The sequence below is a fragment of the Roseateles sp. P5_B10 genome (assembly GCF_056400485.1).
Genome location: NZ_JBFULE010001734.1, coordinates 1 through 535 on the forward strand (window position 1 = coordinate 1; position 535 = coordinate 535).

Here is a 535-nt window from a genome sequence, read left to right on the forward strand (position 1 = left end):
GAGGTAGGCGAGGCCGAGTTTGTCGAGCTAACGGACCACATAGCTGTAGAGCGGCATCGGATCGGCTTCGCCGGAGTCATTCGAGACACCATAGGGCGACAGGCGGACGGCGACACGATCCGCGCTCCAGGCGCCGATGACGGCATTGGTCACTTCGAGCAACAGGCGGGCGCGGTTCTCGATTGAGCCACCATACTGGTCGGTGCGCTGATTGCTGCGGGTCTGCAGGAATTGTTCGAGCAGATAGCCGTTGGCGCCGTGCACCTCGACGCCGTCGAAGCCGGCTTCCCTGGCGTTGCGCGTGGCCTGCCGGTAGGCGTCGATAATGCCGGGAATCTCGCTGGTCTCCAGAGCGCGGGGTGTTTCGTAAGATACCGTCTCGCCTGAAGCCGTCCGCGTGATAGCGTCGATCGCAATGGCTGACGGCGCCACCGGAAGCCCGTCGCCGGGCTGGAACGAGGAATGTGAGGCACGGCCGACATGCCACAACTGCAGGAAGATGATGCCGCCTTTGGCATGTACGGCGTCAGTGACC

1 protein-coding gene is annotated in these 535 nt (G+C 63.6%); it reads right to left on the reverse strand.

Going from position 1 to position 535, the window contains the following annotated elements:
* Positions 1-27 precede the first annotated feature (27 nt).
* Positions 28-535, reverse strand: a 508-nt coding sequence (locus AC1DU6_RS35595) for an oxidoreductase (RefSeq protein ID WP_477863332.1), incomplete at its 5' end; no start/stop codon positions are given.